Below are 23,806 nucleotides of genomic sequence, written 5' to 3' on the forward strand. Positions count from 1 at the left end.
AAATAGCCACAATCGGACCGCTCGCGTGGTGCACTGGTGGTGCAGTAGAAGGCAACTTCTGACCACTCCCGGCAACAACACTCAACAAGACAACACTTCGTAACCGACTGCTTTCTCTGTGGTTACGAGTTGACGACAGTTATCGTCAGTTGGATCACGACAGTCTTCAAAACCGTTGTTCGGCCGAGGATGCTCGGTCGAGGGTGGGTTCGATTCCCATGCGCTTCCGCCATTTGCCCCGCAAACGCCGCAATTTGCATGGTCGTCGGTCGTTGGAGCTAGCGATAGGCCGATTGTCGGTGCCCCACGCGAACCACCAGAACCGTCAGCTCGCCGTGGATGGCTTCGTAGATGATTCGGTACTGACCTACCCGGAGTCTCCGAAGACCGGAGAACTCACCTTTCAGCGCGGACCCGGCCAGGGGTTCCGCCGCCAGCCGGTCGATCGCTTCAACCAGACGACGTCGAATGTCGGGCTGGAGCCGTCGCAGGTCCTTGGCCGCACTGCGTTTAATCCTGATCGAGTAGCTCACGTCGCACGTCGTCCCACTCGAGAATGGGATCCGCGGGATCCCGGAGCCGCTCGATTCCCAGCTTGAGATCCTCGAGATCCTCGAGGTAGTACTCCAGTGCCTGGCGCACAACCTGGGCCCGCGAGCGTTTCAGCTGGGCTGCAGCCTCATCGATCTGGCGGGCGATGTCATCGGAGACGCGTGCAGTGATCTGTGTCATGGCAGTCATATGATGCCATATGATGTCATTGGGGTCAATTGTGGTTTTGTGCTGGAAGGTGCCACTCGATCCTGACTCCGGTTCGAACGCACTCGATCCGATGCTTCCCTGCCGTCCCGGGGACCTCCCGGCCGGGCTCAGCGGCCGAAATGGTCTTCAATCTTCTCTCGACTGTCGTTGATCATGCTCCGCCACTCCTCCATCATTTCGGCGTATTTCGACTCGGTGAACGATTCTTGCAGGTTCTCGTTGCCAGTCGGACTCAGAGCAGTCAGTTGATAGGCAACATTGACCGTCGATCCGCCGGTGTCGTTGGCCGCTATCGATACCTCAACGGTGCCGGTATCACGGTCGGGAGTCACACGGACATAGAGAGCGTGTTTGGCGTCGGTGTCGTAGTCCATGACGAGCCAATAGGTGGTGTGTCCATGATTGGAGGTCACGAACACAGTGCCCTTCTCGTACCCGTCGCCGTTCAGCACCACTGGATCCCAGATAGGAATCCAGAGTTTTTCTCCCGGCGCAGTAAAGAGAGGCAGCGCTTCCTCCGGCGACATCTCCAGTTCGAATGAACCGGTACGCGCGATCGTTATCGCATCGAATGCAGAGAAGTCACCCATGTTGTGACAACCGCCTAGAAGTGCGCCGACCAGCAACGCGTGAATCGTGGTAGTTTCTGCATAGCATCTGTTCTCCTCTCGATGAGTCTTTTCTGGCGGCGATTCTGAGTGTTGCGCTGTTTCAGGCGAGCACTGTCGCTCGTGTCCTACCATGGTACCAATGTATCTTGTTAGCGTCAATCGATCCGAGTGAGCGGGCCAACCCACGGGATCGGTGGGCTCGATTCCCATGCGCTTCCGCCGGCGACAAAGGGCGGTGCGCAGATTGGCGGGATCACCGGCCTTCGCCCTGGGGGCGCCGCCCTTTCGATGTGGGCAGCCGCGCTGCAGAGGCAACGTCTACTTGATGCCGCCCCATCGCTCGGACCACCCGATGCTCGAGCGGCTCGGCATCCAGCGGACCTGCCCAGTGACGGTCGACAATCCCAACGGATGGTGGCCGGCGGCGCTCGAAGAGGCCGGAGTGCCCGGGCAGCCCTGCAGCCGGCAGGAGCCGTACCCGGAACCACCACCGCAGCCCTGATTCAAGGTCGGAAACCTCCGGCTCGGTCGATGGGCTCGATTCCCACGCGCTTCCGCCATGTGTCGTTTCTTGAATAGTCGTCGCCAGCCCTGGAATACAATGCTCTCAGGGCGGAAGCGATGACACTCGAGGAAGTCAAGGCCGTGCTGGCGGCGCTCGTTGAGGAGGGAGTCGATTTCGTCGTCATCGGTTCAATGGCGATGGCGGCCCAGGGTCTTCCCCGGGCGACTCAGGACCTAGATCTCTTTGTGGCGCCAGCCCTCGACAACCTCGAAGCCTTGAAGCGGGCTCTAAAGGCCCTCTTCGACGACCCAAGCGTCGATGAGATCGATCCGCAGGAGCTCGCAGGCAAGTATCCGGCGGTCGAGTATGTGCCGCCTCACGGGCGCTACTCGCTGGACTTGTTGACCCAGCTCGGCGAAGCCTTCTCGTGGGAGGACCTCGCGGAGGGAAGTGAAGAGATCACGCTCGGAGATCTCAAGATCCGGGTTGCTAGTCCACGGATGCTGTACCTCATGAAGCGGGACACCGTTCGCCCTCAAGACCAAGCCGACGCCGCGAGAATCCGCGAAGCTTTCGATCTCGACGAGGAGAGTTCGTAGGTGCCGGTCACCAAGTACACGTCCGTGGCCGAGATGCAGGGCCCCCGGCCGCTCGTACCGCTCGATCCTGAGAATCTGCGGATCGCCTGCGAGTTGACCGAGCTGGCGTACGGTCTTCGCGCCTGGCGATTGGAGGCCGGAGTTCGCAAGTTCGGTTCGGCTGACGAAGCAGCAGCGGCCCGTCAAAGCCGCGAAAGACTCTCGGCCAACGGAGATGCCGGGAGTCGTCTCGAAGGATAGCCCTCGAGCGCCTGCCCCGGCGAAGGATGGGCTCCGGGTGCTCATCCCACCCGCAGCGAGATCGTCAACAGAACGGCCGCCGCGAGCGGGGCGATCGTGCGCACGTGGTTCATTCTCACCCATTCCTCGAGATAGGTCGCCCAGTAGGCGGTTCCCTCGGCACTGTTCGGATCGAGGCCATCCAGTATGTTGTTGCGGGGAACGTGGTAGCCGACCGTGACCAGCACGACGCCCACGAGGTAGAGCGCACCGGCGCCTCCTTGTTGATCGCCTGCATCGCGGCCGCACCCTGTGCCGGGGCGAGGCGCTCCAAACCCCTCATGGTGAACGTCGAGAACGTGAAGAACGCCCCAGCCGCCGTTGCCGCGCCGACGGCGCAAAGGATCGTCATCGTTTGGGCGAAGCTGCTCATGAGGCCCTCCGCTCCAGGTCCCAGGCGCCGGTGGCCGCAGTGTCGTGGGCGTAGTCGGCAAAGTCACGCGGCGGTCGGCCGAGGGCCCGCTCGACGCCGTCGGTGAGGTACGAGTTGCGACCGTCGAGCACCTCGGCGATCAGCTCGGCGATGGGCACGGCTTCCTCCTCGGGCATTCCGTGAGTGACGAGCTCGGTGGCGTACTCCTTGGGGGTCACCGGAATGTAGCGCACCTCGCGGCCGATGGCTGTAGCGAGCTCGCCGGCGGCCTCGGCCAGGGTGAGGAGGCGGGGGCCGGTCAGTTCGTAGAGCGGTCCGATGTGGCAGTCGTCGGTCAGCGCGGCGAAGACGACGTCAGCGATGTCGTCGGCGTCGAGAAACGGCTCGGCGGTGTCGCCGCCGGGCATGGCGAGCACGCCGCGGCGCACGGGTTCGACGAAGGTCTCGCTGAAGTTCTGGTTGAAGAACGCGCAGCGCACGATCGTCCAATCGGCGCCGGAGCTCTCGACGCGCAGCTCGGCTTGCCGGGCGCCTTCTTCGCCCCGGCCGGACAGGAGCACGAGCCGCCGAACGCCGTTGGCGACGGCCAGGTCGGCGAATGTGCCGACGGTGTCGGCGGCCCCGGGGAAGGCAAGGTCGGGGTAGTAGGTGATGTAGGCGGCGTCGACGCCGGCCAGCGCAGGAGCCCACGTGGCTTCGTCTTGCCAGTCGAACCGGGTCTCGCCCGAGCGGGACGCGGCGCGTACCGGAAGCCCGGCGGCGGTGAGCCGGTCGGCGACTCGCCGTCCGGTCTTGCCACTGGCGCCGAGCACGAGGGTGGTTTGTGTGGTTGAGTTGGCCTGTGAGGTACGGGTGGTTGGGGTTGTGGTTGTCATGCGAGCAGAGTAGGCGCCATTTCTGAGACGGTCCATAGCTCAGATGCTCAACTTCATGCGTAGTCGTCCATAATTCGGATCATGCGGGAGATGGACGCCTTCGTCGGTCTGCTCGATGGGCCACGCGCCCGCGGCGCCTTCGCGCTGCGCACGGTCATGAGCCCCCCGTGGTCGCTCCGGATCCTCGCCGAATCGCCGCTGACGCTAATCGCCATAGTGCAGGGCGAAGCCTGGATCGCGCACGACCGCGGCAAGACCGTGCGGCTCGGCCCCGGCGATGTTGCCGTCACCCGTGCCCCCGACCACTACACGGTCGCCGACGACCCGGCTACGCCGCCCGACGTCGTCATCCACCCCGGTCAGCGCTGCTGTTCTCCGGACGGTGAGTCCGTGGAGGAGAGGATGTCGCTCGGCGTGCGGACCTGGGGCAACGATCCCGACGGCTCGATGGTGATGCTCGTCGGCGCCTACGAGTCGATGGGCGACATCAGCCATCGCCTGCTGCGAGCGCTGCCACCCCTGTTGTGGCTGGCGGATGACCAGTGGGACTCGCCGCTGGTCTCACTGCTTTGTGACGAGGTCGTGAAGGACGAGCCGGGTCAGGCGGCAGTGCTCGATCGTTTGCTCGATCTGCTGCTGATCGCGGTGCTGCGGGCCTGGTTCGCTCGACCCGAGGCCGAGGAGCCGGCCTGGTACCGATCCCAGGCGGATCCGATCGTCGGGCGCGCGCTGCGCATCATGCACGCCGACCCCGCTTGTGCGTGGACGGTGGCCCGCCTCGCAGCCGAGACCGGTGTGTCGCGCGCGGCGCTCGCCCGCCGGTTTCACGACGTCGTGGGCGAGCCGCCCATGACGTTCCTGACGGGATGGCGATTGGCTCTGGCCGCCGATCTGTTGTGTGAACCGGACGCAACTGTCGGCTCGGTGGCTCGGAAGGTGGGCTACAGCAGCCCGTTCGCGCTCAGCGCGGCGTTCAAACGAGTGCGAGGCGTCAGTCCGCAGGAGCACCGCGCTAGCGCCATGTCGTCGGCCTGAGGGTCTGCGGCGGTTACGCGGCGGATGGAACTGCTCGCGATCGATTCGACGCGCGGGCTCTTGACCTGTCGGCTTGCCCGGATCTCGGTTCGACAAGTCCTGGGAGAACGGATCTTTCTTCTCGGTGTCCGCTCCTGGGCGGTTTTCATTGTGCACTACTGGTGCAGCAGAGGGCAAGTTTCGCGCTTTGGATTGGGGGCTCGGCTGATGGGAGAATCTGGTATGGCGAAAGCACAGAGCGACGGATCGGCTTCTCAGAAGCCGCAGAAGCCGCAAGAACCCCAAAGACCGCTCCGGCTGTGGCCTGGGGTGGTCGCCGTGGTGCTGCAGTGGCTGGCCTGGCTTGTCGTCCCCGTCGTCGTGCCAGGAGCCATTGCGGGCTACATCTCGGCGCTTGGGGCACTCATTTGCGGACTGCTTGTCGTGGTGTGGTGGGCGTTCTTCAGCCGGGCGCCTCGGGTGGAGCGCTGGGGCGCCGTCGCCTTGATGATCGTCGCTCTGTTTGCGACATCGCTCATCCTCCACGAGTCGATCGCGACGGGAGGCCAGGGTTTTATCTACCTCTTCTACGCGATTCCGGTCCTGAGTCTCGCCTTCGTCGTATGGGCGGTCGCCGGTCGCCGCCTGTCCGACGGCCCTCGACGCGCGGCGATGGTCGTGACCATCGTGCTCGCGTGCGGGGCGTGGGCGCTGCTGCGGACCGACGGCACGTCATCCACCAGCTCGGAGTTCGCCTGGCGTTGGTCACAGACTCCCGAGGAGCGGCTCCTGGCTCAAGCCGACGACGAGCCGGACGCGTCGGCGTCGGCTCCGGGGGCCGTAGAAACAGGGGAGACAGCAGCCGACTGGCCCGGCTTTCGAGGGCCCGATCGCGACGGCAAAGTCCCCGGCACACGGATCGAGACCGACTGGTCTCAGTCGCCACCGGTCGAGTTGTGGCGCCGGCCGATCGGACCGGGCTGGTCCTCCTTCGCCGTCCAAGGCAACCTGCTCTACACCCAGGAGCAGCGCGGCGACGACGAGGTCGTCGCGTGCTACGACGCGATCACCGGCGAGCCGGTATGGAGACACCGCGACGCGGCCCGGTTCTGGGAGTCGAACGCCGGCGCCGGTCCGCGCGCGACGCCGACCTTGAGCGACGGTCGAGTCTACGCGTTTGGCGCGACCGGAATCCTGAACGCGCTCGCCGCCGGTGACGGCGCGGTCGTGTGGTCGCGCAACGTGGCGGCCGACGCCGGCGCGGAGATTCCGACATGGGGCTTCTCGGGCTCGCCCCTGGTGGTGGACGACCTCGTCATCGTCGCCGCCGCGGGCCAGCTCCTCGCCTACGACCTCGCTACCGGTGAACCGAGTTGGTTCGGCCCGGACGGCGGTGCCGGCTACAGCTCGCCGCATGTTGTGATGATCGATGGAGTTGCGCAGATCTTGCTGATGAGCGAAACCGGTACCGTAGGCGTTGCGCCGGCCGCCGGCACGGTGCTCTGGGAGCATCCGTGGCCGGGCTTCCCGATCGTCCAGCCGGCCCTGACCGCGGACGGTGACGTCCTGATCAGCGCCAGTGCCGGGTCCGGCATGCGCCGCCTCGTGGTCGCTCAACAGCCCGGCGAATGGACCCTGGAGGAGCGTTGGACGTCCAACGGGTTGAAGCCCTACTTCAGCGACTTCGCCGTTCACAACGGCCACGCTTTCGGCTTCGACGGCAGAATCCTCGCGTCGATCGACCTCGAAGACGGCAAGCGCACCTGGAAGGGAGGACGCTACGGCCAGGGGCAGCTCGTCCTGTTGCCAGATCAGGACCTGCTGCTGGTGGTGTCGGAGAAGGGTGAGCTGGCGCTGGTCGCGGCGACCCCAGAGCGGTTCTCGGAGCTCGCCCGGCTCCCTGCGATCTCGGGCAAAACCTGGAATCATCCGGTGCTGGTCGGCGACCTCCTGTTCCTTCGCAACGCCCAGGAGATGGTCGCGTTTCGGCTGTCCCTCGTGGAGGGATGATGGGGGAGTACGCGGCAGCCGGCTAGCTCGGCCCTGTCGTGGCGAGCCCGCCGATAGCGGGCCCGGAAGGCTGATCGCTCGGGCAGTGGAGGGCTCGGAACCCGCCGCTCACGACCACCTCGACGGGTACTCCTTCGATGGACTCCGGGATGGCGTCGACGATCTCGGGCCGCGAGTCCTCGACCAGGACCTTGAAAACAACCTCGCCGGTCTCTTTCGGGGCGCGGCCGATTCCGATGGCGACGACACCGGGAATGGCCAGAACTCCGTCTTCGTTCGAGCGCTGGACATCCATGGCGAAGCTCTCGGCCCGATCGCTGCGCCTGGCGCGCCGCGGTTCGCCGAAAACGGCGACCGGATCGCAGCCGACCAGCTTCGCTCGGCCCTTCGGCCTCATCTTCTTCACCGCCTTCATGATCTGGCTCATGGGATTGGCGGCGGTGAAGGTGGCCGAACCGGCGAACAGCAGGCCCATCGCCCGCGGGCAGTTAGCGGCGTCCTCGTAGATCACCGAGCCCGAGTCGCCGCCGGCGGAGAAGTCTCCGCCGTCGACGAGAAACACCTTCTTGAAACGCACGTCGCGCTCGGAATCGGAGCCGCACTCCACCGGGAACCTGACGTCCCCGGTCACGTTCATAGCGCTCACCTCGCTTCGCGTCACCCCGGTGCTGCGGCCGCTTTTGGTGACGGCGTCGCCGACCTTCGGGTTGACGACCTTGTTGCCGGGAACGCCGAGGCCGAGGATCGCGCCGTCGGCCGAGACGTTGTCGACGCTGGTCTCGGCGATGGCCGCATCGACCTTGTTCGTTCCGTTCAGCTTGAGCCTCTTGAAGTCGCTCAAGTTCCCGATGAGGTTACGATCGGGCGCTTTGCAGTTCGTGTCGAAGAGCCCCGGCTGGCCAATGGCCTCTCCGAGAGCGGCCTGGTTGAAGCGGGCGATTACGTGGTTGTTGCTTAAGATGAAGTAGCGACCCTCTTTCTCGAGCAGAGCTCCGAGCGTGCCGCCGCAGCAGGCCACGTCGGGAGGGATGACGGTGAAGTTCTCGAACCCGCCTCCCGAGGTTCCGAGCTCGATGGGTCGTTTCTGTCGTCGCCGGTGTTTCTTGGAACTCTGAGCTGGAGCAGCCAGCTTTTGGCCGTCCGCACCAGCCAGCTCGGGGGGAGCCTGCGAGCGTGCTCCACCGGCCGGCAGCACCGCCAGCAGCAAGCAGGCGAGCGCGGCTTGAAAACCAGGGCAGGGGCGAGTCGGGGCGGCGCTCACTTGTCTCATGATTCGGTTCTCCGGCGCGGAGGGCCCGCCCGCCGGACTCGTACGGCGCCGGCCCAACGGGCATCCTTCTTCCTTCTTGAGGGGCTGGAGGTTAGCACAGGGTCTTGTGCCGACGGCGCGCGTTGAGCGAGCCCCATCGGGCGGGGCTGATGCCCGCCCGCTCGTCAAGGACTGCGGAGAGCGGCCTTTGTGTCGGGCCCAGAGTTCTGGCAGGGGCGCGTGCCATGGCAGGGCCGCGGAGTGGTAGCCGCCGGGGGGACTGTCTGCCGTTCCAGGTGTATGAATTCCCTCACACCCGTGAGCAAAAACCGACGCTGGCGGGCGGTTGTGATGGGCGACTTCGAGCTCCGACGGAGCCTTCCGATGCTCGAGAACTCCGTTAGGAATTGGGCAGTCGTGACTCGGGGATCGACCGGCAGGGTTTGGTCGAGCCCTTGCACTTTCGGCCCGCGCGCGACTAATTCGCGTGTGAACGAACTAGAACTACGGAAAGGAACAAGCCATGTACAAGAGTGACACAGATATTCGGCGCTTCAGTCTCGCGACATTTGCCTTTATTCTCTTCCTCTGCGCCGGTTTGCCGGCGATCGCTCAGGACACGGGCTGGTCGATCGGTCTCGGCTTGACCGGCAGCGCGGCCACCTCGGAAGGCGACGGTGTCCAGGATATCGACTTCGGAGGAATCACACTCTTCGGCCGCTGGCAGCACCAGAGCAGTGGCTGGGGCGCCATGGCGGAGCTCCGCGGCGGCGAGGACGACGAGAGCTTCACCGAACTTGAGTACGGGCAGCTCAATCTGTACGCGACCTACACCTGGCGGCGGAACAAGTTGCTGCGGCCGTTCATCAAGTTCGGGATCTCGGGCACCGAAGTCGAGCGGGTCGGCGGCGTGAGCGAGGACGACAGCTCCGGGATTCTGGGAGGTGGCTTCGAGGTCGGCCGCGGACACTGGACCTTCCACTACTCAATCGACGGGACCGAAACCGAGATCGATCTGATTGATCCTCGGGAGAGGACTTCGTTCGGTTCGAGCACCATCGGTGCGACCTTCCGCTTCTAGTGGTAGAAATCGAGGGGCGCTGATGCGCACAGGTGTGCGACGCAGAACTGTGCGCGTCGGGCTCTCTCTTTTCAGTCCGCGAATACCGGTGCTGCAAAGCGCCACAGACCTGCTCGGCGCGCGGCGTCGTAAGCCGTCCGGAGCTCCCGTGTCGCGGGCCGTCGGTCGATGTCGGCGTGTTTGGCGTTTCCGTCGCGCCCGGTCGCGCCCACCTGATACTGGGGCCGGTACTGGCCCATGATGTTGACGTAGGTGTCGGGCGAGAGCTCTTCGCTTAGCCACCGAAGGATGGCCTTGGTTTCCTCGACCTGGCCCGGCATGACCAGGTGACGCACGAGGACGCCGCGCCGGGCGGTGCCGTCCGGTCCGAAGCGCAGCGGCCCCACCTGGCGGTGCATCTCGGAAATGGCCGCCCGGGCCCGCTCGGGATAATCCTCGGCTTTGGCCAGCCGCTTGGAGCTGTCGTTGCTCCAGAACTTGAAGTCGGGCATGTAGATATCGACGAGACCGTCGAGCAGCGCGAGGGAGGAAGGGGCGTCATAGGCGCTGGTGTTGTAGACGATCGGGAGCGCGAGCCCCCGGGGAATCGCTTCGGCAATGGCTTCGACGACCTGGGGCGCGACGTGCTCGGGTGTGACGAAGTTGATGTTGTGACAACCCTCGGCTTGGAGCTCGATCATCAGATCTGCGATCTCGATGGCGCTCATCTCCCGGCCGGAGCGCTGCTGCGAGATGTCCCAGTTCTGACAGAAGACACAGCGCAGATTGCACCGGCTGAAGAAAATAGTGCCCGATCCGCGCGATCCCCGCAGGCAGCCTTCTTCACCGAAGTGGGCGAAGGCGCTCGAAACGATGGCGTGGCGGCCCGTGTGGCAGGCGGCGGTTTCGTCGGCGAGCCGGTCGATGCCGCAATCGCGCGGACAAGCCCGGCACTCACCGAGCTCGGCGAGCGCCGCCTCGGCCTTGGCGTCGAGCGCCCCACGGTGCCAGGTGTTCAGATAGGCCGGCTCGAAGTCCTCGAGCAGGAATCGGGAGTCGACCGGCTCATGAGCGGGCAACCAGGTCATCTGAGCCTCCAAAGGGCACTTCCAGTCTAGTGGATGCTTGAAGCCAGGCCGGAAGTCACCCGAGCCTAGGGGCTGTCCGAGGCCGCGACTCGCCGCCGCCTCAGGTATTTGCTCCAGCGCTTGAGCGCCGGCCGGGGCCGGAGATTCTGGTCGTATAACCCGGTGTCGCGCCAGGCCTTGAAGATCTCCGAGGCCCCCATGGCCGCGGCGACTTCCCAGAGGGCGTCGTAGTCGACGATGCTGAACCAGACCACGAACTCCATGTCGAGGGCGCTGGCGTCGCGCAGCAGTCTCTTGGCGAAGACCTTCTGCCAGCTCTTGCGGCCGGGGATGGAGACGCCGAAACCGTCGAGGGTCAGGGTCTCGGCGGCGTGGGAGGTCTCTGCTACCGCGATCGGCTTGTCCGGATCGAGCTCTCGGATGCGGGTGAACCACTCCGCGGGGATCCGATTCGGATCGCCGTCGAAGCCGACCGCAAGGAACGGATAGGTGCTGATCGCAAGCAGGTCGGTGTAGGGCAAGAGCGGAGCCATCACCTTCTTTTTGGTCTCCCATTCCCCGGGTTGGCCGAGAGTGAAGGTCAGGAAGAGCGGAAGATCGGAATGGCGGCGCTTGATCTTGCGGTAAACCTTGCGAGCTAGCCGTTTGAACGCCTCGAACGCGTCGGGGTCATTGGCCGCCAGCAGGTCGACCTCGATGCCATAGGCGACGTAGTCGGGTTCGAGGCGGTCGATCAGCTCGAGGCAATAGGCGGTGTAGGCCTCGACGACCTTCGGATGATCGAAGGCACGACGCGCCCAGGGCCCCGGCGGCGGCACGGCCCCCTGGTCGCTCCAGTAGGCCGCCAGGCCGTCGCGGAACTGGCTGAGTGGCGTCAGGGCCAGGTAAACCACCTGTGAGTCGGGCGTGCGCACGACCCGGCTCTCGATCTCGTTTTGGACCAGGGGCGGATAGGGCGAGCCCGCAAGCGCCTCCGGCCAGGGCACGCCGGTGTCGAGGTGATGAGCGATCAGGTCCCCGTGTTCGAGAACGCGCTCGTAGGTCCATTCGACGGCCTCGGTCGTGACGTCGTAGGGGAAGGGTGTGAAGCCCATATAGAACGGGCGAGTCCTTTGAGCGCGCCAGGCGTTTGCGGCTGCGCCGCCGGCTGCGGCCGCGAAGAGCGACAGCAGGGCAACCATGCCGGCCGCGGCCAGAGACCCTGCGTGCATGGGACGAAACGACGACACCGTGACGATTCTAGAGGACCGAGACGCGGCGAGAGCCAGGTCGTCGTCTACGACGCCTCCAGTGCGGTCGTCAGCGGATTCGTCGAGGCCGTGCGGCGTTGGCAGCGATCTTGTAGCATGGCGATCGTCATGCGGCGTCTGGCTACGACTCTGTTCGCGGTTGTCGCGGTGCTCCTGCCTGCGGTTGCCGCTCTCGGACATCTCGAGGCCGAGCTGCATGCGCCTTTTGGCGGCCGGGAGATCGTCGTCACCGGGCACGCCGAGCTCGACCCCGTGCTCCATATCGAGGCGCCGTCCGGCACTGTCTTCGTGCAGTGTCCGGAATGTGTCCTGGACAAGAGACAGTCGGGGGCCCATCCGGAGGCAAGGCCCGCCCTGGCCCCACGGCCCTTGGGGCGCCGGACTCTGGCCGAACAGGCGCCGAGCTGGACCTTCAAGCTTTCGGCCTCGGGCTCACCGCGCGCGCCGCCCCTCGTCTAGCTCCCAGCGAACGAAACCGTTCAGGACCGGGCACGCGCCGAGCGCGGCTCGGGCTCGAGACCTCGAAGCGAGGTCCCGAGACACTGTTTCATGGATGAGAGGGAACCAGACGAGGAATCCGACATCGTGACCCACCTTAGAAGAAAGAACATCCAGGAGTGCGCGGCGGGAGTGGCGCTCTTGCTCCTCGCTGGAGCGATGCTCGTGACGCCGGCAAGCGCCAAAAGCAGGGGCGGCGCCGAGACCAGCGCCAGCACCGAGCCCGGAGACAGCCCATCCGATCTGGCTGATCTGGCTGAGATGGCTGAACCGGCGGACCTGGCGCGGATCAAGGCCGAGATCGCCGCCTTGAGGGCCGACTACGAAAGCCGGATCGCGGCTCTCGAGGCCCGTTTGGCCGAGCTCGAGATCGGCGCCGAGCGTCCTCCGGTTTCGGCCGCCGCCGGCGCTGCTGAGACTCCGCGGGACGATGAGCTCGCCTCGCTGCGCGAAGCGGCCAGACAGGCTGCTGCCGACGTAGCCAGGCCCGACCCGCTGCCCTCTATGGCTCCGGCGATCGGCAGAGAGCGCAATCTCAACCGACTGAATCCCGAGATCTCGTTTACCGGCATCTTGCTCGGCGCGACCCTGGGTGACGACCGCGACGAGTTCGCCTTCGAGGAGTTCGAGCTGGATCTTCAGTCCGCCCTCGACCCGTTCTCGCGCACCCGCGTGACCCTGGCGCTCGGGGACGAAGGCGTTGAGCTCGAGGAGGCTTATATCAACTACAGCTCGCTGCCTGGGGGGCTCGATTTGCTCGCGGGAAAGTTTCGCCAGCGCTTCGGGCCGCTCAACCGGCAACATCTTCACGCCCTGCCGCAGAGCGAGTATCCGCTGGTCTACCAGACGATCTTCGGCGAAGAAGGGCTGGGGCAGACCGGCCTGTCGTTCACCTGGCTGCTGCCCAAGCCCTGGGCCACGGCCAACGAGATGACCCTCGAGCTTACCGATGGAGAGAACGAGGAGGCGTTTGGTGGTGAGGAGTTCGAGGACTTCTCGATTCTGGGCAGGGTCAAGAACTTCTGGGAAGTGTCGGACTCGACCTATTTCGAGTGGGGATTGAGCGGAGTCACCGGCAAGACCGCCGACGACGGCGACAGCCGGGTCTACGGAACCGACGTCACGCTCAGCTGGCAGCCACCCGGCAGGACGAAGTATCGTGGCTTGACCTGGCGCACCGAGATTCTCCGGTCCGAGCGCGACGACGCGCTCGGGGTGAGCCGCAAGGCCCTCGGCGGCTACACCTATCTCGAGGGTCTCGTGCGCCGAAACCTCTTCGGTGGTGTCCGCCTGGATCGCGCCGAGGACCCGCTCGATCCCGACAGCTATACGACGGGCGTCGTGCCCTACTTGACCTGGTGGCAGAGCGAGTACGTTCGTCTGCGCGCGGAATACGGTCTCTTCGAGCGCGAGCCCGCCGGTGCGAGCGATGACCGTTTCACACTGCAGCTAACCTGGGCCGCCGGCCCGCACAAGCACGAGAGCTACTGATGACAAGACGAGTCCATTCGATCGCGGCCGCCGCCTTTGCCGTGGCGGTGCCGGCGCTGTCGGCGACAGGCGAGGTCCAGGTGGTTACCACTCTGCCCGCCTACGCCTCGATAGCTCAGTTCGTAGGCGGTGAGAGAGTTTCCGCCCAGGCGATCTCACGCGGTGACGAGGATGCTCATTTCGTCAAGCCGAAGCCCTCGTTCGCGCTGATGCTCAAGCGGGCCGATCTCTTTGTCACCACCGGACTCGATCTCGAGCTCTGGGCGCCGACCCTGGTCGACAAATCGGGCAACCGCAAGATTCGCGATGGCGAGCCGGGTTTCGTGAGCGCCAGCGAGGGAGTGGTCATGCGCGACGTTCCGGAGTCGGTCAGCCGCGAGGGCGGCGACGTTCACATCTATGGCAATCCCCACATTCACACGAGTCCGATCAATGCCAAGACCATCGCCGCCAATATTGCGATGGGTCTGAAGCGCGTCGACCCGGCCGGGGCGTCCGACTATGACGCCAACCTGGCGAGGTTCTCGGAGCGGATCGACACGGCCCTGTACGGGGGAGAGCTGGTCGATCTGCTCGGTGCGGGAACCTTGGAGGCGCTCGCCCGTGAAGACAGACTGATCGACTTTCTCGAGTCCAAGGACTACGAGGGCGAGAGGCTGATCGAGAAACTGGGTGGTTGGCTCAGCCAGGCGCTCTCCTTTCGTGGCCGCAAGATCGTCGCTTATCACAAGAACTGGATCTACCTGACCGACCTGCTCGGTCTCGAGGTGGTCGGCTTCGTCGAGCGTAAGCCAGGGATTCCGCCGTCGGCCCGGCACGTCCATGAGCTTCTCGGTAGGATCGAGGCCGAAAACGTAGAGGTCTTGCTTGGAGCCAACTACTTCAATCGCAACCAGATCCAGACCATCGCCGATCGTGCCGGCTGCACCGCGGTGATCGTGGCGTTGAGTCCGATGGAGGTCTCGGCCGAGGGATACTTCGAGCTCATCGGCGGTTGGATCGGTGATCTCGCAGACGCTTTCGATTCCTGAGGAGCACGAATGGAAGCACTCGAGTTCATGGCGGCACCGTTTGCGGCGTGCCTCGTTTTGGTGGTGATCCACGCCTACCTCGGCCTTCACGTGCTGCTGCGCGAGGTGATCTTCGTCGATCTCGCCCTGGCCCAGATCGCGGCCCTGGGCTCGGTGGTCGCGCTGGCGGTGACGGGTCATCCGCCGGGAACCCCAGCGTCCTACACCTTCTCACTGGGATTCGCCCTGGTCGGCGCGGCCATCTTCAGCCTCACCCGGATGCGCCACGGCCGGGTTCCTCAGGAGGCGATCATCGGCATCACCTTCGTGATCGCGTCGGCGGCCGCGATTCTGGTCGCCGATCGCGCCCCCGAAGGTGCCGAGCAGATCAAGGAGCTCATGGCGGGTGCGATTCTCTGGGTGAGCTGGCCGAAGGTGATCACGACTCTGCTCGTTTATGCGGTCGTCGCTTTGTTCCACTACCTCTTCCGCCGCCGATTCATCCTGATCTCAGAGCACCCGGAGCAGGCCTTTGCCCAGGGGTTGAACGTTCGCCTCTGGGACTTTCTGTTCTATGCGTCGTTCGCCCTGGTGATCACGATCTCGGTACAGATAGCGGGGGTGTTGATGGTGTTCTCCTATCTGGTGGCGCCGGCGATCATCGCGCTCGCGGCCAGCGAAAACTGGGGCGCTCGGATCCTGATCGCCTCGCTGACCAGCGTCGCGGCCAGTGTGCTCGGCCTGTTTGCTTCCTATCAGTGGGACCTGCCCAGCGGCCCGGCGATCGTCTGCGCGCTGGCCTTGATTCTGCTCGCTTTTGGCGGGTGGCGGTTGCGGGTGGCCAGAAGATCGCACGAACTCGAGGCCGGGTGAATCCGAACCGCGGTCGGCGTCGGTACTATCCGATGAGGCATTGAGGCCATGGCGAAAACGATTCCGGCGGGGGTCCCGATCCGAAGCTTCGCGTTGCTTCTGTGTCTCGTACTCCTGGCCGGCCGTGTTTGGGCGCAAGGCAGCGTCGTGCTCGAGGAGGTAGCGACCGGTCTGAACGGACCGTTGGGGTTGGTGTCGGCTGAGGACGGAACCGGCCGGCTGTTCGTTGTCGAGCAGGGCGGCCGGGTGCTGGTCGTGGCCGGCGGTGCCGTGCGCAGTGAGCCCTTCTTGGATCTCTCGGGTGCGGTGTCGTGTTGCGGCGAGCGCGGCCTTCTGGGGCTCGCGTTTCACCCTGACTACGAGAGCAACGGCTTCTTCTTCGTCAACTATACCGATCGGAGTGGTGACACCGTGGTGTCACGCTTCGCGGTCTCGAGCTCCGATCCGAACCGGGCCGCTGCCGGCTAGAGGTCGAGATTCTGAGCATCGGCCAGCCTTTCTCCAACCACAACGGCGGCCATCTGGCCTTCGGGCCGGACGGCTATCTCTATATCTCGAGCGGCGACGGTGGCTCCGGTGGCGACCCCCAGAACAACGGCCAGGATCTGGGCACGCTGCTCGGCAAGATCCTGCGCCTCGATGTGGACGGCTCGCCGGTCGCGATTCCACCCGACAACCCTTTTGTGGGTGATCCGAACGCGATGGCCGAGATCTGGGCCTACGGCCTGCGCAACCCCTGGCGGTTCAGCTTCGATCGCGAGACCGGCGACCTCTTCATCGGTGACGTCGGTCAGTCCTCGGTCGAGGAGATCGACTTCCAGCCCGCGGCGAGCGCTGGAGGGGAAAACTACGGCTGGCGGCTCATGGAGGGCTCGGAGTGCTTTCGGGGAGCCACCGGATGCAACGACGGCTCGCTGGTGCTGCCGATTCTCGAGTACGGCCGCGACCTCGGCTGCTCGGTGACCGGCGGTGTGCGCTACCGAGGGGAGCGGTCGCCGGGATTCGAGGGCGTGTATCTCTTCAGCGATTTCTGTTCCGGAACGATCTGGGGAGCGACCCCGAACTCCCGGGGAGAGTGGACGGCTCGGGAGGTCACCGTCACAGGGTTTTCGATTGTCAGCTTCGGAGAGGATGAACAGGGAGAGGTGTATGTGGTCGATCTCGACGGCGGGATCTATCGGCTGGCCAGCACCGAGTTCTTCCGCAACGGTTTCGAGACAGGTGATTTCTCGGGTTGGAAGAAGAAGGGGCGCCCGCGGCTGGTAAGCCCGGGGCTCGGGGAAACTCGGTTCGCCGCCGCGTTTGCGGCCGGGTCGGGACGAACGCGCGTGCGGACCAAGGCTCCCGATCGCGAGGGCCAGATCTCGCTCGAGTTCCTGCTCGATCCGGGCGAGTTGGCCCTCGAGCGCGAAGAGACGATCGTGGTGATGGCCGACGGCCAGGGATCGCATCTCGAGCTCACGCTGGAGCGGCTGAGAAAACGCTTCCGCGTTGCGCTCTATGTCCGCGACGAGACCGGCCTGCGCCGCGTGGGCCGCACCAAGATCTCGGCCAGAAAGGAGACACGCCTTGGGATCGAGTGGCGCAGCGCGTCGGCCCCGGGAGCCGCGGACGGTTTTGCCCGACTGCTCGAGAATCGCCGCTCGCGTGGAACCAAGACCAATCTCAGGACGGGCAGGCGCTCGGTCGACTCGCTTCAGGCCGGATTTCCCCTCGGTACCAGGGCGGGCTCCGGGAACCTGGTCTTGGACGAGTTCGCGTTGGCTCGCTAGCGCCCGCTAGTGGAGGGGCGGGGACTCGATTCGGCGGCTCAGCTCGGCAATCACGAGGCCGATCAGAATGACCCATGGGCCTTCGGCGAACACCCACCATCCGGGCATCGGCGCATGCAGGTCGATCAACAGGAACGCCGTGCCCAGAACCGCCGTAGCCCAGCCGAGAAAGAGAATCACCAGCTTGAATCGTCTCACGTTGGTCGACAGCACGAACAGCAATCCGCCGTGAAAGGCGTACATCGCCGAGAGTGACCGAGTCAGGTAGTTGGTCAGCGGCGAAGCCGGGAACTCTCCCAGCCCCAGGCCTTCATGGACCGACGCCATGGTGGTCTCGGGCAGGAACATGGTGAAGAAGGCCGAGCCGGTCAGAACCGCGCCGACCCGCAAGAGAACGACGAGCAAGCGTTCGTTGGGAGTCCTCGGGTCGTTGGATTCGCCAGGCATGAGGAGTGCCCTCAGGGCATGGTCACCGTGGCGATGTTGGAAAAAGCCGATCTCTTTGCTTTCTTCTTGGCTCGAACTCGAAAGCTGTACGTGTTTCCGGATTCGGCGTCGTCGAACTCGAGCGAGGTTGCGTTGGCGGGCGCCGAGCGCCAGGACGACCAGTTTCCCGAGCCGACCTTCCGCTCGATGAGGAACTTCGTTTCCCCGGTCGACCTGTCCTTCCAGGTCAACCGGCCCGAAATCGGGCCCAAGGCCTTCGCCTTCAGCCTCTTGGGCCGGGCCGGCTTGGCCTCGGGCATGGCTGCCATGGCGAGCTCCGAGAATAGGGTCGGCAGGCCGTTGATGCGGGCTCGCACCTTGAACTCGTAGCTCGCGCCCGGTTCGAGGCGCCTGAGCCTCTTGGTGACGGTGTTCGCGGGCTCGGCTGCAAACAGCTCGAACTGGCGGCCCCCGGACCGGCCCCAGATCTCGAAAGTGGCCTCGTCGATCGAATTGTCGGCCCAGCGCAAGCGTGCCACGCTCGACCTGGTCGCACGGGCGGTGAGCCGGTCCGGGGTCGACTCGACCCCCGGCGGATCCACAGTGCCGTAGAGAGTGGCCAGCGCCGCGGCGTCGTCGAGCCTGATTTCCGCACCCCGACCGTCGTTGTGAAGGTTGCTGCTCATCGTTGCGCTTTCGCGAATGGCGCCCCCGCAGGGCTCTTCGGTATCGCCGCAGGAGTGCCCGATTCCGAGGGTATGGCCCAGCTCGTGGGTGAACAGCTCGGCCGCCGCGGTCTGGTTGTCGCGAAGCAGGCATTGAGTGCCGTCGTTGACGACGATGTCGGCCTCGATGAGTCGCACGTAGGTCTCGCCTTCGAACGTGCCGGTTTCGCCCTCCTGCCACCAGCCGCCGGAGGCCAGCCTTCCACCTTCGGTGCAGGAGTAGACGCCTGCCACATCCCCGTTCGGGTCGCCGAAGATGATCGAGTTTTGCTGGTCCCTGCGATCGAAGCCCGCGGCGCTGTCGGTTGATCCGGCGAGCGTGAGCCGCACCGGGTCGAGGCTCCAGGCTGCGAGCGCGGCTCGGAACTGCGGCTCGGTGCCTTGAGACTCGGCCGCTCGGAACCGCCAGGTGATTGCCTCGCCGCTATCGACTTCGAACCAGCGGACGTGCTTGTCGTCGAACTCCATCAGCGTGAACGGCGACGCCGTGTTCCCGAGAGAGGCCTCGCGCTCCCGGTAGTAGTCGGGCGGGTCGTTGCCGCCGCGCTCGGGCTCGGCGAGCCATTCGACGAACTCGTCGTAGTTGCGGACGAGGTTGATTGTGGGCTTCAGGTTCTTGTCGAGGAGCAAGGCGTTCTGGAGAGGCCGCACGGCGAGCGCGTGCCCCCCCGTGCCGCGCCGGACGAAACTGCCGAGGCCCAGGTGCAGGGGCGAGAACGACTCGTCTCGGTTACGCACGAGAAAGAGAAGGGCGCGGTCCCCTTCCACAAAGCGGGGCGAACCAGGAATGAAGAGCTCGACGCGGTCGCCGGCGGGTCCACCCGGTGTGCGCACGACGATCGTGCTCCAGCGCAGGTCTCCCTTGAGCACTCTGGACACGCTGGCGAAGTGCTCGGTCACGGGAGAAGAGCTCCCGAAGCTCGGCCGGCGTTGGAGCACCGTGACCTCGGCGATGACCTCCGCCTGGTCGAAGAGGTCCTCGTCGAGCATGGCGACGTAAGTGGTCGAGTCGGCGGGAGAGGCCGTGCCCAAGAGTGCGATCAGCGCTCCCAGGGTCCACAGGGACCGAAAGCGAGGTCGAGCTTGTGGGCGTTGGCGCTTCATGGGGCTGTGCCGAGCGCTGGCAAACAAGATGCCGTTCACTGTCGTCGCGCCCACCCTAGCGCGAGAAGCGGCCGGGGGCGAAGGGCTCGAGATCCACGCTGGAGGCGCCGTCGACGATCAGCTCGCTCAGGGCGCGTCCGGTGCTGGGCGCGAGCTTGAGTCCGACCATCTGGTGTCCGCTGGCGATGAACACATTGTCCTTTTTCGGCAAGACGCCGATGACCGGCAGGCCGTCCGGGGTAAGCGGCCTCATACCCACCCAGTCCCGTACCTCACCGCCTTCGAAGACGCCCGGGATCTCTCGCTCCGCGGCTCGCCGAAAGGCAGCGATTCTGCGCCGATCGAGTCGCAGATTGACGCCCGAGAACTCCATCGTTCCGGCGAGGCGCAGAGCGCCGCTGAACGGAGCGACCCCGATCTTGGCCTCGTCGAGGTAGATCGGGGTGTCGATCTCGGTGGTCGGGTCGTCCACCGTGACGCTGTAGCCCTTGCCGGCTTGAATCGGTAGCTTGGTGCCGCACAGGCGGCCAAGTCGGGCGGCCTCGGCGCCCGTGGCGATAAGGAACCGGTCGCCGTGAAGAGTCCCGCCGCTGGTCTCGAGACCGCTGGCCCGGTCACCCTCGAAAGTGAGGCCGCGAACCTCGACGTCCTCTCGAATGTCCACACCGGAGCTCCGAAGCCGTTGCGCGATCTGGGCGCAGAGTTTCTCGGGGCGAAGGTGGCGCTCGGGCAGGACGTGAATCGCGCCGATGTGGTGACCCGCGAGCGCCGGCTCGCGAGCATGCAGCTCGTCCCGACTGAGCAGTTCGAGCGGGCCGTATCCCGCCTTGTCGAGCAGCTTCAACTCGGCATCCATCGAGCTGCGCTCGGTGAAAACCATCAACAGGCCGGAGCGCCGCTGCTCGAACTCGAGACCCTCGGACTCCAGTTCGTCGAACTCGTCCATGATGTCGGCGCCGAGCGCGGCCAGGGCCTGGCGGCCGTGCTCGAAGGACTTCTGGTTGCAGTGCCGCCAGAATCTCCACAGCCAGGGCGCGAGCCTGGGCAGTGCGCTCGGCTTGATGTAGAGGGGGCTGCCGGGTCGCAGGAGCCAGCGCAGAGAGATCGCGCGCAGCTCCGGGCTCGGTACCGGCATCGAGAGTGAAGGTGTGATCCAGCCGGCGTTACCGGCAGAACAGGCGGCTCCGACTCGGTCGCGCTCGAGCACCACGACCTCTGCGCCCCGCTTATCGAGGTGGTAGGCGGCGCACAGGCCGATCAGGCCTCCACCGATCACGGCGATTCGCATCAGAACTCCGGAGCCGGCCTCTCGGGCGGCGGGGTGGTCGAAGGCATAGCTGGCCTTCGTACGCTAGCAGGTCACCTCGGGTATCCTTGCCGGGCATGAGAGACGAAGCATGAGCGCGATCGAGTCTCCGCTCACTGGAATCCGCGTCGTCGAGATGGCCGAGGCGCTGGCCGGGCCGTTCTGCGGCATGAGCCTGGGCGATCTGGGTGCCGACGTGATCAAGGTCGAGCGCCCCGAGGTCGGCGATCAGGCGCGCAAATGGGGCCCGCCCTTCTTGGACGGCGAGAGCGCCTATTTCCTGTCCGTCAATCGCAACAAGCGCTCGATCGAGCTCGACGTCAAGAACCCCCACGATCACCAGGTTCTGCTGGTGCTGCTCGAACGCGCCGATGTTTTCATCACCAACAATCCGCGGATGGCTTCGCTCGAGCGCCTGGGCCTGGACCCGAAAAGCGTGCGCGAGCGCAACCCGAGGCTGATCTATGCCGCAATCAGCGGCTATGGCCACAGTGGTCCCAAGGCGGGGCGTGGCGGCTACGATGTGATCGCGCAGGGCGAGGCCGGGGCGATGGCGCTGGCCGGGGAACCGGGCTCGGGACCGATGCGTTTTCCGACGGCGATGGCCGATATGAGTGCCGGCTTGTACGCCTTGATCGGTGTCCAGGCGGCGCTCTACGCCCGAGACAATCGGGCCTCCGGCAGCGGCGAGGGCGAGTTCTTGGATGTATCCCTGGTCGACGCGCAGCTAACCTGGCTGGCCAACGTTGCCGGATCATATTTCGCCACCGGCGAGCGGCCGCCCAAGCTCGGCAACGCGCATCCTTCGATCGCTCCCTACCAGCCCGTGCAGGCTCGTAACAAGCCGCTGATCGTGGGCGTCGGCACCGAGCGGCTCTGGGCGCGCTTCTGCAAGGTCCTGGGCGTCGAAGAGACGATCATGATCGACCCGAGATTCGCCACCAATCCCGAGCGCAACCGGAATCGCGAACAACTGATCCCACTGCTTGAAAAGGTACTCGCCGCGTGCGATGCCGAGGCGTGGGTGGGCGAGCTGATAGCGGCCGGGATCCCGGCGGGACCGATCAATTTCGTCGAGGAGGCCCTTGCCGACGAGCAGATTCTCGCCCGAGGCATGGTTGTCGAGCTCGAGCACCCGTTGATCGGCATCGTGAAGTCTCTGGCCAATCCGATTCGCTCAGCAGGTGCGGGACCCACCTATCGCCGCTATCCGCCGCGGTTGGGCGAGCACAACGACGAGATTCGCTCGGGGCTCGCCGCGACGAGCCGACAAGCTTCGCGTTGAGGCGGCCGAACGGCAAGCGGCCCCCGCGTGGATACGTCAGGGTTCACGCACGGCAACGAGCCAGAACTCCTTGCGATGACCGAGGGCGGTTCTGACCGGGCCGACAATCCCGCGAAATGGCAACGCGCCAAGATCGGCCAGGTGCTGGGACCAGCCGACTCGGCGGTGCCAGAGGGCGGGATGCACGCGGGCCGTACGGAATCCCTCGCCGTCTACAAGGCGCCGCAGATGCTTGGGCGCGTAGTAGACGAAGTGGTAACGACCGCCCGAGTCCGGCTGGAAGAAGTAGTAGGTATTCGGGAAGAACCGCGCCTTGAAGTACTCGAGGTTGGGGACCGCGATAAACACGCCACCCCCGGGCCGGAGCACCCGCCTGATCTCTCGCAACGCGGCTCTCGGCTCCGGCGTGTGCTCGAAGACGTGCTTCAGGATCACGATGTTGAAGGAAGCGTCGGCGAAGGGATAGGGGCCCGCGACATCTCCCAACTGAACGTCGAAGCCGCGCTCTCGGCAGGGCTCCAGGAGACTTTCATTGAGGTCGAGGCCCTTTGCCTCGAGGCCCAGTTCGGTTGCGGCTTCGATCGCGTGGCCGAGCGAGCAGCCGACGTCGAGAACCGGGCCGGGCTCGACGTGGTTGAGTACGTCCAGGATCTGCCGCCGTGCCTTGGCGACGCGGTGCCTGTGCCGCCTGTCGTAGCGTTTGTTCCAGGTGGGCTCGGTTGTCTCGACGAAGCTCGCCTCACCTCGGCTTTTGTACACCAGATCACAGCCGCACCGGACGAACGCCAGGGATTCATGCTCCACCAAAGGGGATCTGACGTCCGATCGACAGACCGGGCAGTTGTTCCAGCGCATGATTCGGGGGTCGGGCATGGTTTTCCTGGCCAAGAATACAGCCTGAGGCACGAGCCCTGTTGGATGAGAGTGAGCGGCTTCAGGGCCGGGGTTCTCGGGTACTGCTAGAGTGGACCCGGACGAAAGCGAGGAGTCTGAGTTGGAAATACCGTCAAGAGCCGAGGTTCACAAGTACTGGAAGCAGCTGCTCGAGCCCTACATGAGCGCGATCGATCGAAAGGCCTGGTTTCAGCTCTTGACCACCGCCGGCCTGCTCGCGCTCAACTGGCTCCTGATGCTCAAGAGCCTGCAGCTTTCGTACTGGCTGACACTTTTGCTGGCGATTCCGGCCGTGGGGCTGCAGATTCGGCTGTTCATTTTTCTTCATGATTGCGGGCACAGCTCTTTCTTCAAGTCGCGCAAGATGAACAACGCGGTGGGTGCCGCGATCGGTGTGGTGACGCTGACACCGTTCGCCTACTGGCGCCGTACCCACGCGATTCATCACGGAACTTCCGGCGATTTGGATCGGCGCGGTCTCGGAGACGTCGAGACGCTCACCGTCAAGGAGTACCGGGAGCGATCCCGGTGGGGCAGACTCAAGTACCGGCTCTACCGGCACCCGTTTGTGCTTCTCGGGATCGGACCGATCTACCAGTTCGTGCTCAAGCAGCGCCTGGCGCGCGATGTTCCCCGGGCGTGGAAACGGGAGTGGGCGGGCGTGATGTGGGCGAGGCTGGCGATCGCGGCGGCCGTTCTCGCCGGCGGGCAGCTCTGTGGCCTCCAGCGCTTCCTTCTGGGGGAGTC

23 protein-coding genes and 2 pseudogenes are annotated in these 23,806 nt (G+C 65.2%); 13 read left to right on the top strand and 12 right to left on the bottom strand.

What is annotated here, in order from left to right; translation table 11 throughout:
- Window positions 1-278: 278 nt before the first annotated feature.
- From GY769_21875 to GY769_21885, 3 genes are all read right to left on the bottom strand, one after another.
- A complete protein-coding gene (locus GY769_21875; GenBank protein MCP4204567.1) occupies window positions 279-533 on the bottom strand; it encodes a type II toxin-antitoxin system RelE/ParE family toxin in 255 nt (84 codons plus the stop codon).
- Window positions 511-732 (bottom strand): ribbon-helix-helix protein, CopG family, encoded by a 222-nt coding sequence (locus GY769_21880; protein MCP4204568.1) that lies wholly within the window; start codon window positions 730-732, stop codon window positions 511-513. The genes GY769_21875 and GY769_21880 overlap by 23 nt, the downstream gene beginning before the upstream one ends.
- Before the next feature lie 137 nt (window positions 733-869).
- On the bottom strand, window positions 870-1,352 hold the full coding sequence (locus GY769_21885; protein ID MCP4204569.1) for an SRPBCC family protein: 483 nt from the start codon (window positions 1,350-1,352) through the stop codon (window positions 870-872).
- Between the two features lie 265 nt (window positions 1,353-1,617).
- Between GY769_21885 and GY769_21890 the strand changes: the two genes are divergently transcribed.
- The 3 genes from GY769_21890 (at window position 1,618) to GY769_21900 (ending at window position 2,717) form a co-directional block, all read left to right on the top strand.
- A complete protein-coding gene (locus tag GY769_21890; GenBank protein ID MCP4204570.1) occupies window positions 1,618-1,875 on the top strand; it encodes a hypothetical protein in 258 nt (85 codons plus the stop codon).
- A 119-nt stretch (window positions 1,876-1,994) separates the two neighbouring features.
- Window positions 1,995-2,477, top strand: a complete 483-nt coding sequence (locus GY769_21895) for a hypothetical protein (protein ID MCP4204571.1) — start codon at window positions 1,995-1,997, stop codon at window positions 2,475-2,477.
- Entirely contained in the window at window positions 2,478-2,717 is a 240-nt protein-coding gene (locus GY769_21900) for a hypothetical protein (protein ID MCP4204572.1), read from the top strand.
- A 41-nt stretch (window positions 2,718-2,758) separates the two neighbouring features.
- On the opposite strand, the pseudogene GY769_21905 reads toward GY769_21900, so the two are convergent.
- A pseudogene (locus GY769_21905) lies at window positions 2,759-3,129 on the bottom strand (DUF1772 domain-containing protein).
- Entirely contained in the window at window positions 3,126-4,040 is a 915-nt protein-coding gene (locus tag GY769_21910; protein ID MCP4204573.1) for an NAD(P)H-binding protein, read from the bottom strand. Before GY769_21910 ends, GY769_21905 begins: the two are co-directional and overlap by 4 nt.
- A 54-nt stretch (window positions 4,041-4,094) precedes the next feature.
- Here GY769_21910 and GY769_21915 point away from each other — a divergent pair, with 54 nt between their 5' ends.
- Window positions 4,095-5,039: an AraC family transcriptional regulator gene (locus tag GY769_21915; protein ID MCP4204574.1), complete on the top strand. Its 945-nt coding sequence runs from the start codon at window positions 4,095-4,097 to the stop codon at window positions 5,037-5,039.
- A gap of 222 nt (window positions 5,040-5,261) precedes the next feature.
- Window positions 5,262-7,028, top strand: coding sequence for a PQQ-binding-like beta-propeller repeat protein (locus tag GY769_21920; protein ID MCP4204575.1), 1,767 nt, complete (start codon window positions 5,262-5,264; stop codon window positions 7,026-7,028).
- Between the two features lie 22 nt (window positions 7,029-7,050).
- Here GY769_21920 and GY769_21925 read toward each other — a convergent pair whose 3' ends face one another.
- On the bottom strand, window positions 7,051-8,298 hold the full coding sequence (locus GY769_21925) for a hypothetical protein (GenBank protein MCP4204576.1): 1,248 nt from the start codon (window positions 8,296-8,298) through the stop codon (window positions 7,051-7,053).
- Window positions 8,299-8,800: 502 nt separating this feature from the next.
- Here GY769_21925 and GY769_21930 point away from each other — a divergent pair.
- Window positions 8,801-9,358, top strand: a complete 558-nt coding sequence (locus tag GY769_21930; GenBank protein ID MCP4204577.1) for a porin family protein — start codon at window positions 8,801-8,803, stop codon at window positions 9,356-9,358.
- A 71-nt stretch (window positions 9,359-9,429) separates the two neighbouring features.
- On the opposite strand, the gene GY769_21935 is transcribed toward GY769_21930, so the two are convergent.
- Window positions 9,430-10,425 carry a radical SAM protein gene (locus tag GY769_21935; GenBank protein MCP4204578.1) on the bottom strand — a complete coding sequence of 332 codons (996 nt, stop codon included), beginning with the start codon at window positions 10,423-10,425 and terminating at the stop codon, window positions 9,430-9,432.
- Between the two features lie 65 nt (window positions 10,426-10,490).
- Window positions 10,491-11,654 carry a hypothetical protein gene (locus GY769_21940; protein MCP4204579.1) on the bottom strand — a complete coding sequence of 388 codons (1,164 nt, stop codon included), beginning with the start codon at window positions 11,652-11,654 and terminating at the stop codon, window positions 10,491-10,493.
- 117 nt (window positions 11,655-11,771) lie between these two features.
- Between GY769_21940 and GY769_21945 the strand changes: the two genes are divergently transcribed.
- The 5 genes and pseudogenes from GY769_21945 to GY769_21965 all read left to right on the top strand — a co-directional run bounded on the left by GY769_21945 (window position 11,772) and on the right by GY769_21965 (window position 17,319).
- Window positions 11,772-12,134, top strand: coding sequence for a hypothetical protein (locus GY769_21945; GenBank protein ID MCP4204580.1), 363 nt, complete (start codon window positions 11,772-11,774; stop codon window positions 12,132-12,134).
- A gap of 126 nt (window positions 12,135-12,260) precedes the next feature.
- Window positions 12,261-13,664: a hypothetical protein gene (locus tag GY769_21950; protein MCP4204581.1), complete on the top strand. Its 1,404-nt coding sequence runs from the start codon at window positions 12,261-12,263 to the stop codon at window positions 13,662-13,664.
- A complete protein-coding gene (locus GY769_21955; GenBank protein ID MCP4204582.1) occupies window positions 13,664-14,695 on the top strand; it encodes a zinc ABC transporter substrate-binding protein in 1,032 nt (343 codons plus the stop codon). Before GY769_21950 ends, GY769_21955 begins: the two co-directional genes overlap by 1 nt.
- A gap of 9 nt (window positions 14,696-14,704) precedes the next feature.
- Complete coding sequence (locus GY769_21960; protein MCP4204583.1) at window positions 14,705-15,547, top strand: metal ABC transporter permease; 843 nt, start codon at window positions 14,705-14,707, stop codon at window positions 15,545-15,547.
- A gap of 48 nt (window positions 15,548-15,595) precedes the next feature.
- A pseudogene (locus tag GY769_21965) lies at window positions 15,596-17,319 on the top strand (PQQ-dependent sugar dehydrogenase).
- 6 nt (window positions 17,320-17,325) lie between these two features.
- On the opposite strand, the gene GY769_21970 reads toward GY769_21965, so the two are convergent.
- The 3 genes from GY769_21970 to GY769_21980 are packed head-to-tail and all read right to left on the bottom strand — an operon-like array spanning window position 17,326 to window position 20,862.
- On the bottom strand, window positions 17,326-17,766 hold the full coding sequence (locus GY769_21970) for a hypothetical protein (GenBank protein MCP4204584.1): 441 nt from the start codon (window positions 17,764-17,766) through the stop codon (window positions 17,326-17,328).
- An 11-nt stretch (window positions 17,767-17,777) separates the two neighbouring features.
- Entirely contained in the window at window positions 17,778-19,574 is a 1,797-nt protein-coding gene (locus tag GY769_21975) for a hypothetical protein (protein MCP4204585.1), read from the bottom strand.
- Between the two features lie 55 nt (window positions 19,575-19,629).
- On the bottom strand, window positions 19,630-20,862 hold the full coding sequence (locus GY769_21980) for an FAD-dependent oxidoreductase (GenBank protein ID MCP4204586.1): 1,233 nt from the start codon (window positions 20,860-20,862) through the stop codon (window positions 19,630-19,632).
- A gap of 109 nt (window positions 20,863-20,971) precedes the next feature.
- Between GY769_21980 and GY769_21985 the strand changes: the two genes are divergently transcribed.
- Window positions 20,972-22,165, top strand: a complete 1,194-nt coding sequence (locus GY769_21985) for a CoA transferase (protein MCP4204587.1) — start codon at window positions 20,972-20,974, stop codon at window positions 22,163-22,165.
- A 36-nt stretch (window positions 22,166-22,201) separates the two neighbouring features.
- On the opposite strand, the gene GY769_21990 is transcribed toward GY769_21985, so the two are convergent.
- Window positions 22,202-23,038, bottom strand: a complete 837-nt coding sequence (locus tag GY769_21990; protein ID MCP4204588.1) for a class I SAM-dependent methyltransferase — start codon at window positions 23,036-23,038, stop codon at window positions 22,202-22,204.
- 181 nt (window positions 23,039-23,219) lie between these two features.
- Between GY769_21990 and GY769_21995 the strand changes: the two genes are divergently transcribed.
- A partial coding sequence (locus tag GY769_21995) for a fatty acid desaturase (GenBank protein ID MCP4204589.1) occupies window positions 23,220-23,806 on the top strand: 587 nt, incomplete at its 3' end.

It is taken from the genome of bacterium (assembly GCA_024224155.1).
Classification (GTDB): Bacteria; Acidobacteriota; Thermoanaerobaculia; order Multivoradales; family JAHEKO01; genus CALZIK01.

Coding starts and splice junctions, on each gene's coding strand:
- GY769_21945 (MCP4204580.1), top strand. CDS start 11,772: ATGGCGATCGTCATGCGGCGTCTGGCTACGACTCTGTTCGCGGTTGTC.
- GY769_21985 (MCP4204587.1), top strand. CDS start 20,972: ATGAGCGCGATCGAGTCTCCGCTCACTGGAATCCGCGTCGTCGAGATG.
- GY769_21925 (MCP4204576.1), bottom strand. CDS start 8,298: ATGAGACAAGTGAGCGCCGCCCCGACTCGCCCCTGCCCTGGTTTTCAA.
- GY769_21880 (MCP4204568.1), bottom strand. CDS start 732: ATGACACAGATCACTGCACGCGTCTCCGATGACATCGCCCGCCAGATC.
- GY769_21970 (MCP4204584.1), bottom strand. CDS start 17,766: ATGCCTGGCGAATCCAACGACCCGAGGACTCCCAACGAACGCTTGCTC.
- GY769_21930 (MCP4204577.1), top strand. CDS start 8,801: ATGTACAAGAGTGACACAGATATTCGGCGCTTCAGTCTCGCGACATTT.
- GY769_21990 (MCP4204588.1), bottom strand. CDS start 23,038: ATGCCCGACCCCCGAATCATGCGCTGGAACAACTGCCCGGTCTGTCGA.
- GY769_21915 (MCP4204574.1), top strand. CDS start 4,095: ATGGACGCCTTCGTCGGTCTGCTCGATGGGCCACGCGCCCGCGGCGCC.
- GY769_21920 (MCP4204575.1), top strand. CDS start 5,262: ATGGCGAAAGCACAGAGCGACGGATCGGCTTCTCAGAAGCCGCAGAAG.
- GY769_21910 (MCP4204573.1), bottom strand. CDS start 4,040: ATGGACCGTCTCAGAAATGGCGCCTACTCTGCTCGCATGACAACCACA.
- GY769_21980 (MCP4204586.1), bottom strand. CDS start 20,862: ATGCGAATCGCCGTGATCGGTGGAGGCCTGATCGGCCTGTGCGCCGCC.
- GY769_21955 (MCP4204582.1), top strand. CDS start 13,664: ATGACAAGACGAGTCCATTCGATCGCGGCCGCCGCCTTTGCCGTGGCG.
- GY769_21975 (MCP4204585.1), bottom strand. CDS start 19,574: ATGAAGCGCCAACGCCCACAAGCTCGACCTCGCTTTCGGTCCCTGTGG.
- GY769_21960 (MCP4204583.1), top strand. CDS start 14,705: ATGGAAGCACTCGAGTTCATGGCGGCACCGTTTGCGGCGTGCCTCGTT.
- GY769_21895 (MCP4204571.1), top strand. CDS start 1,995: ATGACACTCGAGGAAGTCAAGGCCGTGCTGGCGGCGCTCGTTGAGGAG.
- GY769_21885 (MCP4204569.1), bottom strand. CDS start 1,352: ATGGGTGACTTCTCTGCATTCGATGCGATAACGATCGCGCGTACCGGT.
- GY769_21935 (MCP4204578.1), bottom strand. CDS start 10,425: ATGACCTGGTTGCCCGCTCATGAGCCGGTCGACTCCCGATTCCTGCTC.